General features: G+C 55.3%; 7 protein-coding genes. 4 read left to right on the plus strand and 3 right to left on the minus strand.

Annotation, left to right across the window (positions count from 1 at the left end; translation table 11 throughout):
- Positions 1–488 precede the first annotated feature (488 nt).
- Positions 489–719 carry a hypothetical protein gene (locus tag HV796_RS38870; RefSeq protein WP_175233101.1) on the minus strand — a complete coding sequence of 77 codons (231 nt, stop codon included), beginning with the start codon at positions 717–719 and terminating at the stop codon, positions 489–491.
- A 51-nt stretch (positions 720–770) separates the two neighbouring features.
- On the opposite strand from HV796_RS38870, the gene HV796_RS38875 reads away from it, so the two are divergent.
- Positions 771–1547 (plus strand): DUF4118 domain-containing protein, encoded by a 777-nt coding sequence (locus HV796_RS38875; protein ID WP_175233102.1) that lies wholly within the window; start codon positions 771–773, stop codon positions 1545–1547.
- Between the two features lie 82 nt (positions 1548–1629).
- Positions 1630–2466: an alpha/beta hydrolase gene (locus tag HV796_RS38880; protein WP_246356318.1), complete on the plus strand. Its 837-nt coding sequence runs from the start codon at positions 1630–1632 to the stop codon at positions 2464–2466.
- 1193 nt (positions 2467–3659) lie between these two features.
- On the opposite strand, the gene HV796_RS38885 is transcribed toward HV796_RS38880, so the two are convergent.
- The gene (locus HV796_RS38885) at positions 3660–4670 is read right to left on the minus strand and encodes a hypothetical protein (protein WP_175233104.1); all 1011 of its coding nucleotides are present in this window, start codon (positions 4668–4670) and stop codon (positions 3660–3662) included.
- 648 nt (positions 4671–5318) lie between these two features.
- Here HV796_RS38885 and HV796_RS38890 point away from each other — a divergent pair.
- Entirely contained in the window at positions 5319–6800 is a 1482-nt protein-coding gene (locus HV796_RS38890) for a tetratricopeptide repeat protein (protein WP_175233105.1), read from the plus strand.
- Positions 6797–7399, plus strand: a complete 603-nt coding sequence (locus HV796_RS38895; protein WP_175233106.1) for an O-linked N-acetylglucosamine transferase family protein — start codon at positions 6797–6799, stop codon at positions 7397–7399. Before HV796_RS38890 ends, HV796_RS38895 begins: the two co-directional genes overlap by 4 nt.
- A gap of 251 nt (positions 7400–7650) precedes the next feature.
- On the opposite strand, the gene HV796_RS38900 is transcribed toward HV796_RS38895, so the two are convergent.
- Entirely contained in the window at positions 7651–8112 is a 462-nt protein-coding gene (locus HV796_RS38900; RefSeq protein ID WP_175233107.1) for a glycosyltransferase family 9 protein, read from the minus strand.
- Positions 8113–8340 lie beyond the last annotated feature (228 nt).

Consider the following 8340-nt stretch of genomic DNA (forward strand, 5'->3'; position numbering starts at 1 on the left):
ACCGGATTCTGGAGGCTCGGGCATGAGCCACGCAGGAGCTGGCATATGGCATATGCGCCACTGTGCTGCACACCCCGGAAATCACCTCGAATCTGCGTGCTACGCTTCCTCAAATCCGCCTGGCGGCCTTGCGTCGAAGTGGGCGACCGATTCGACCGTTTTGAACATCTTCCCTAGGAAGTTTCTTTCAAGAGCCAACCTGAAGGGGCTCCTCCAGATCGCATCCGGATTCGACCCAACGCCGCTCAGCTACTGCGCGGGCTTGCTCTTCCCGCCCGGCGTGTCATTCGCCAGGTCGCCCGTACGTCAATGGGGGATGATTGTCCACACTTGGGCGTTGGTGTAGCGAAGCATGAGATTATTGCTGCTGTTGATGCACAGCCACAGCGGAAGTTCATTTGGGTTCGCGGCAACCGAAAAACCTGTTTTGGCCTGGTCATTGTCGCCTGAAAATGGCGGCGCTTGCAGTACTCAATCATCCGGATTCGTCATTTACCACAGAGGGCATGCGCTGAACCGATCGATTCAGTACCACACGGCGAAACAGGCGAAACAATGATTGATTCGTTACTGATATCGAGATTCTCATGGCTGTAATCGGTGGTAGTATCACCAGCCATTGAAACGGCTGGCAGGAATGCGACTACCGCTGATTGTTCAGCGCCGCGCAGCATTCTGTCGCAATCCTGAATTGTTGATAGGCAAAGCGCCAGGTCCACACACATGTCCGAGTGTCGTGGCCCGCCGGAATAACGGCGCTCCAGGAGCACATGAAAGTTCGTAATGCCCGCAACTGGGCGCCAGGGGGCGCCCGCCGGTGGTGCTTCGCTGCTGGCGTGCTCGCCGTCGCGAGCGCCCTGCGCATCGCCTTGCATCCTGCTTTCGCGCCGATGTTTCCGGGTACGATCTTCTGCATCGCCGCTTCACTGGTCGAGTACTATTTCGGCCTGGCGCCGGCGCTAACCGTCATGGTATTCGGTCTCGGCATCGCTGATCTTATGTATGCCCCTTCTTGCAGCAAAATCTTATGCTTAGGTATCCGTAATAGAATCCTGCTAGCGCCGTATCCGTTTGTCACGCTGATCTTGATCGTGCTAATCGAGCGCTTGCGCCGCGAGCAGTTTCGTGCCGAGCTTATAGCATCGGTCGCGAAGTCTCGCTACGAGATGCTACTGCGTCACGATAACGAACGTATGCTGGCACGACGTGCGGTGGATGAGACGCATCGTATGCTCCGTCATCTCGTGCGATACCATGACGGCTTCATTCTCATCAAGGGACCGGATCTTAACGCCGGGCGGGGCGCAACTGCGCACGAACGGGCGACACGCAAGATGGTCGGACCAGTCGAAGTTACACCGGGCCCGCTGTTCGACGCATTGCATCCTGCTGACGTTGAACGCTTCGTCAATGCACTATGGCCTGGGAATCATCGCGTTCGTCTTCGCAGCAGGCAGCATGAGCAGGAATTCCAGCTTACGGATGGTAGTTGTGAGCGCTTTGCGACACATGTGGGCGATTTCCTTGTCCTGCGCATTGAGTGCTGACATCGGGCCCGACGCGGGGGCTGCCCCGCCCGATGGCCATCCGGAGAGCTTCTTCAGCGAGGGCGGCACGCATGCGGTGCTCATGCTGCACGGCTTGTCGAGCTCACCGCTCGAATTGCGCTACCTCGCCCGCTATCTGCGAAACGAGGGATTCACAGTGTATGCGCCCTTCATTGAGGGCTATAGCGCGGCGTCGGGGGAGTTGCCGATGGAGCGCTGGGTCGAAGCCTCGGTTCACTCATTCGATATGCTCGCCGCGCGGTACGAATGCGTATCAGTCTGCGGACTATCGATCGGCGCGGCGCTTGCGCTGCGATTGATCAACGAGCGTCCCGGCGCGCAGGCACTCGTGCTGCTTTCACTCACGCTTGCGTACGACGGCTGGGCAATTCCGTGGTATCGCTTCCTGCTCGATTGGGCATACTTCACGCCGATGCGCCGTCGATACCGTTACCGCGAGGGTGAGCCATTCGGTATCCGAAATAAGGCGTTGAGAAAGAAGATCGCACGTGAGATGCGGCGTAACAAATTCAGTGAAGTCGGTCCATCGACGATTTCTTTGCCGGCGCTACATCAGGCGTTGCGTTTGTCGCGCGCTGCACGCAAGGATGTCGCTTCTGTGCGGAATGATACACTCGTCATTCATGCGATCGATGATGAAACGTCGAGCCCGCGCAATGCCCTTTTTGTGATTGAACGCATCGGGGCAAACTTTCTGCGTACGTTGTGGCTCGACGATTCGTATCACATGATCACCTCTGACAACGAGCGTGAAATGGTCGCGCGAGAAACTGCGTTGTTCCTTCGTCAAAGTGAAGTTGCGCGCGGTACCGCGGGTGCATCGGCTCGACCGGTAGTCTCGAAGGCGCTCGCACGGCGCCTGCGACAATTGGCGGCAGTGGAAAAGATCAGCAAGTGAAACGGTCTGGTAGCGCGTGCGAAAATTTGGCCGAAATGCCCAGTATCGAACGTGGTCGGGTATAAGAAAATAGTATAGCCGGAGAAACACGGCGGCCGGCGAAGCAATTGTACAAGCGCTTTCAAGACGCAACGAATTGATGACCTGACACCCTTCAACATCATCGAAGAGATGGCTGTCGTGAATCAGTAATCCCGACCCACATCTCACGCTTAGTGCACAAGCGCGTGAGCGTTTTGTCGGGTAGGTATGTTCCTGGCGCTCTTGTTCTGCTGATTAGAATCGCTGCTCCGACGATTCCACATCAAACGTCACCGGCCTGATTCTCCTTGCAGGAAGCACGTTCGCCGGTGCGTTGGGGGCTGCGCGTTCAACGGAATTCCCGCAGTCGCGGCGCTAGCCGTCCCGCCGCGAGTCATACCGGATGTGTGTCGTTGCACATGCGTTGAGCGCTTCAGTTCCTTGCCGGCAACGGACCGGAACGAAGACCGGCGCAGACAAAGAACCCCACGCGCCGGGCGCCGCTCAATCGCCAATCTGCGCATCGGGCCTCGATGATTTGCACCATGAATGCTCTATAAGCCTTCGTTTGGCGAGGGCCAGCGCCAGTGCGGCGGCAGCCGTTCAAGCTCCTTTGCGTCCTCAACTGCCGGATCGCTCACTCTTGGCCCGGCCCTTCATGACTGGGTTAAAACGGTAGGCGTGGGTATTGGGTTCGCACGTTGATCGTCCCCCGCTGAAGATGACTTACCAATCGTTCAGCTATCTTCCGTGCCAGGGCGTCGCGCAGAGCCGGGTCGACGTGATGAAGGTCCGATACAGTCATGCTGACAGCATCGCCATTCTCGCCAAAAAGCTCGTGACCTGAGGTGCATTTATCGGAAACGGTCCCAGACAAGTTTCGAAGCGACCGGTTGAATAGCGCGCGCTCTTCCCGGCCGAGACGATAGGTCGGAAGCGTCAGGTCGAACCCGGGGCTCTTTTCCTGCTAGCGCCGAGCTGCGATCAACTGGATCGACGCAGCCTGATACAGATGGTGTATTGGCATCAGGATATCGCGCCGCATGATACGCTCGCCGAGGGTCTCCAGTTCCGATTGATTTGCACGCATTTGGTTCAATGCTAGCTTGCGCATAGTCGAAGGAAAAATAGTTCCAGCGTCGAGCCACGAGGATTTCGAGCGCTTCACTGTTTCACGTCCCTTTGATGTCCGACGCATTGAGTTTAAAAGTCCCGACCAGTGCGATAAGCTTCTTGCCAAAGACCTCTTTTGCTTCAAGTCTCATGTTATCGGAAGAACCGTTTGACATCATCTCGCTACGCATCGGTAACAAGGCGTTCACCTGTTCTTCCAATGTCCTAATGCCTCGGTCGAGCCGGCTTTGTCCTTCAGTCTCTACGCTAGCCAGATATGTCTTCAGGGCTGGATCACTCACCATGAGGTGCTCCGATTGGCTTTGTTCGATCGCTGTATTATTGCCAGACGCCTTCCCTCGCGCGGTGTGTGGTGCAAGCCACAATTGAAGTTTGGTCCGCCTTCCGGTCCATTCGCCTGTGCCTTTGACCTCGGCGCCTGCAACTTCGAAAACGGGGCTTAGTTCGGCCGTGCCCATTGCTACTTTCGCACCGAAAATGCCTGCTGCGCTAATTCCTTTTCCGGTCGTCCGCATGGGACGAAAGCTCTCCGGGAGACTGAAACTCGCTTCGTCGCCAAAGGCGAGATCAAGGATGCTCTGCAACCGCGCAAACTGCGCAACGTCGCGAAGTACGTTGCTATCACCCGCGACCAGCGGGTATAACCCTTTCAATAGTTTGTGGCTGTTCAGCTCGGGGCGAGAACTCTTCGTATCGTTTTCGAGTGCGTTAATCCGTGTGTGCTCCAAACCCGTAATCTTGTCGGCGAGGCCTCGCGTCGAAAGATTGACACGGTTGCCGAGATTGCCAACGCGTTCACGCTTGTTCATCAACTCGTTCAATACGGCGTCGCAAAACCTTTTTGCCCCAGTTTTCGCATAATGTAGCCGCTGCAACCATACGTGCTGACGTACTTGCCGTGCCTTTAACACTGCGCCGCGAGCCAAGGCAATCTCGCCGCGCGGTGCGCTTTCTGTCGTCGCCGCCGGCAGCTTCGCTTCCTCGGGCAGCGCGCACTCGCGTGTCGAGCGAATCAGCCAATCGGCCGGCGTGCCCAGTCCTGCGCCCACGCCATCAGCGCGAGCATGTCCAATGGGCTGCCGGTTCCCTCCCTCGACTTGTCCAACGTCTACCGGGAAGTACAAGGAGTTTGATCAACAGGGCCGCGGATTCTCCTCTGGCATCGCGGGGATGACGGCAGTCGATAGGGTGGTTTCGTTCGATCATGGCAAGCACAATGGTGGGCTCTATGGGTGACGTCAAAAACTCCAAAAATGCCGACAGATAAGTGCCTGGATCGGCTGCTCGCTTCTCAAGATCAAACTTGCCATTTCTAGTGCCATCATTTGTTTTGTGGAGCGGGCACCTTCGTCCCTCAGGCGCGACTGGATGTGAGCTCTTTCGGCATTTGATTGGCTGGGAAAAAACCGTCAGTGACGGCGCGAATCATCTCATCGCCCCGTTGCGGTGTTTCTGCGATCCTGCGTTACCCTGAGGGAGCACCGCCGAGATTCCGATCTGCGTATTCGTTGGCCGAAACCGCGCAGCCAGCAAACGCCATGATGCGCGAACGACGTTATCCAATTGCACCGAATCGGGCGCTAGGAAGGTCCTCTTCGGAGATGTTCGGTGAGTGCTTGTTGCGGCATACTATTTGCATGTTGCGGAAATGCCAGGTCCGAGAGAAGCCCGAACCATCTACCTATGGACAAGACACTGTGAACTTCAATTTTTTGGCCGATGTCACCAGTGATACCGATCTTCGTCACATGGCGAAGTCTCTCTACGAGGCTGCAAAGTATCGGGAATTGTTAGAGTTGCTGGAACTGCAGCCTGATTCGTGGAGGAGCGACGTATTCCTTTTGAATCTCGCTGGCGCTTGTCTACTTGCACTTGGCAGCAACGTGGGGGCAGAGCGGCATTACAGAAGCATGATTGCATCATATGGTGATAATGCTGAAGCTTACTGTAACCTTGGACTTATTCTCCAAAACAAAGGTGATGTTTTCGAGGCCGAACTGGTTTATAAAAAAGCAATATCGATTTCGCCAGATTTTCCCGAGGCATACAACAATCTAGGTCTGTTATATATGGCTCAAGGGAATCTGGCTGAAGCGGAGGCGGCATACAGGAAGGCCATCGCAGCAAACCCAACCTTCGCCTTGGCGTTTTATAATCTCGGTAACGTTCTACTCAAAGGGGCAAACGGGAGAGATTATATCGATCTCGCAGAGGCGGCATTTCGAAAGGCACTGGAAAATAATCCAAATTTTGACAAAGCCTGTAATACTCTGGGGGGCATACTGCTGGCAACTGGCCGATATAAAGAATCTGAAGCAATGTTTCTGCGGGCGATCTCGATTGCGCCTCGATTCGCCGACGCTCATTTTAATCTGGGTAGGCTTTATCATAATCTGCTCGGACTCCAAGACTCAACTCCGGCCGAATCGGCGTATCGACATGCTCTGACTATTGAGCCCAATCATGCGGCTGCTCATGGAGAGCTCGGGCGGTTGCTGAGAGATCTCGGATCACTTGACGAAGGTATCGCGCATATGCGGCGCGCCGTTGATTGCGCACCGAACAGCATGCGACTACACAGTAACCTTGTCTATTCGTTAATGTTTCAGGCCGAGGAGGGGGCGACCGTCCTCGAAGAGTGCAGACGCTGGGCCACGCGCTACGAGACGCCGTTACTTCATGAGAAACTATCTCATAAAAACGAGCCGTCTGTTAGTAGGCGGATACGCGTTGGATACGTGTCGCCGGATTTCCGGGATCACTGTCAATCGCTGTTTACGACGCCGCTTCTGCGTCACCATAATCACGAAAAATTTGAAATTTTTCTTTACTCTTTCACCCGTGTCGAAGATGAAGTTACGAGGCGAATTTCCACATACGCGGATGTATGGAGAGACGTTAAATTTCTTTCGGACCTTGATTTGGCGAAGCAAATTAACGACGACCGAATAGATATCCTGATTGACCTCACTATGCATATGGCCGATGCGCGGCCACTCGTTTTTGCCCGGCGACCATCTCCAATCCAGGTGGCTTGGCTTGCTTATCCAGGGACAACAGGCATGAGTTCGGTCGACTATCGACTGACCGACCTGAAAATGATGCGCACTACAGCGAGCGCTCAATCCGATTGCCTTCGTCCTTCTGGTGCTACGATCCAAGTGCGGACGTGCCAGTGAATAATTTACCCGCCTTGGAACGGGGATACATAACATTTGGGTGTTTGAACAACCCGCGCAAATTTACGGATCGTACGCTCATTATGTGGGCCAGTGTCCTGCATGCTGTCGATTCCTCAAGACTGTTGTTGCTGGCGCTTGATGGAAAAACACCAGTTCGATTGCGTGACAGAATGGAAAAAGTCCGTATCCCAATGGATCGGGTGGAATTCGTGCCATTTAAGCCGCGCGATTCATATCTTCGGACCTATCATGAAATTGATATCGGACTGGATTCATTCCCATATAATGGGCACACGACTACTCTTGATTCTCTCTGGATGGGCGTGCCGGTGGTGTCGCGCGTCGGAAATACGGCTGTTGGGCGGAGTGGATTCAGTCTGCTCTCGAATCTTGGCTTGCGCGATCTGATTGCCTTTACTGACGAAGATTTTGTCCATGTCGCATCGCGGCTTTGCAGCGATTTGCGGGGTCTCGCGCGCCTTCGGCAAGCAATGCGCGACAGTATCGAAAGCTCCACACTGATGGATGGCGCGAGTTTCGCGTCACACATGGAAGCGGTGTACCGGGAAATCTGGAGTAGGTGGTGCAGGAGGTAACAACGGCGCATCGCAGTGAGGGTGCGATAAGCGCTTGTGGCGCCGGCCGGGCGACAAGCTGCGCTCTCGGATCAGACTGTCGCATCCGGGCCGAACGTGCGCGTTATGGTTGTACTCGCTATACGGGGATTCCGGTGTGAGAGCAGGTGACGACGGTGGTTGCTAACGGCGCCCCCAATCAGTTTGTACCGGGAACCTTGGGCGAGAGGTGTCAGATTTGAAGATAAGACAGCGAAATACCGAAGTCCCGGTCAAATCTGTTGAAGTAAGTGTGCCGGATCCAGCCAACTGGTCAGCCAGTTGCGTACGTCACCTGGGCGCAAGGGAAAGGGAACGCCTTTCTCGCATTTGGTGAAATAGTTCATACTGAACTCCATTAGCACGATGCGTTTAGATACGCGCGGGTAACAATTCGCGATATGCATAGGCCCGGAATTTACGCCAACAAACCTCGCTGCAGTGACGATTTCCGCCGCGGTCTCCCAAATGCTAAGTCGGCCCCGCTGGTCAATCACATTACGCGCATTGATGGGCTTATCGTCCGCGGCACCTACCTGCACGATCATCCAGTCCTTGTAGTTGCGGGCGATCGCCGCAATAACGCTGTCGCTCATGACCCTGACCTCATCTTCACCGGACTTGTATCGGATCGCGGATTCGCCTGCTAGTTCGCGGTTGGATCCGGTGGTGCGGACAACAACTTTGTGGGGCACGATGTCAAGGTTCTCGTGTATGTGGAGTCTCGGGTGTCGGCTCGCTCCGCTGACAAGTCCGACGCTATGTAGTCCGCCCTGAATAAAGCGTTTTGTCCGTCGTCGGCGTTAGACGACGGGCGTTCTCTGATCGGCAGAAACGAACAACGCGACAAGAACGCGGGCGCAAAAAAGCCGCAGCTTCCTGAGGATCATCCGCAGGTTATGGCCAGCGCCGCACAGCACCGC

Source organism: Paraburkholderia humisilvae (genome assembly GCF_902859855.1).
Classification (GTDB): Bacteria; Pseudomonadota; Gammaproteobacteria; order Burkholderiales; family Burkholderiaceae; genus Paraburkholderia; species Paraburkholderia humisilvae.

Bases quoted from the DNA above. Each gene is read 5' to 3' on its own strand.
- HV796_RS38875 (WP_175233102.1), top strand. From the start codon at position 771: ATGAAAGTTCGTAATGCCCGCAACTGGGCGCCAGGGGGCGCCCGCCGG.
- HV796_RS38880 (WP_246356318.1), top strand. From the start codon at position 1,630: ATGCTGCACGGCTTGTCGAGCTCACCGCTCGAATTGCGCTACCTCGCC.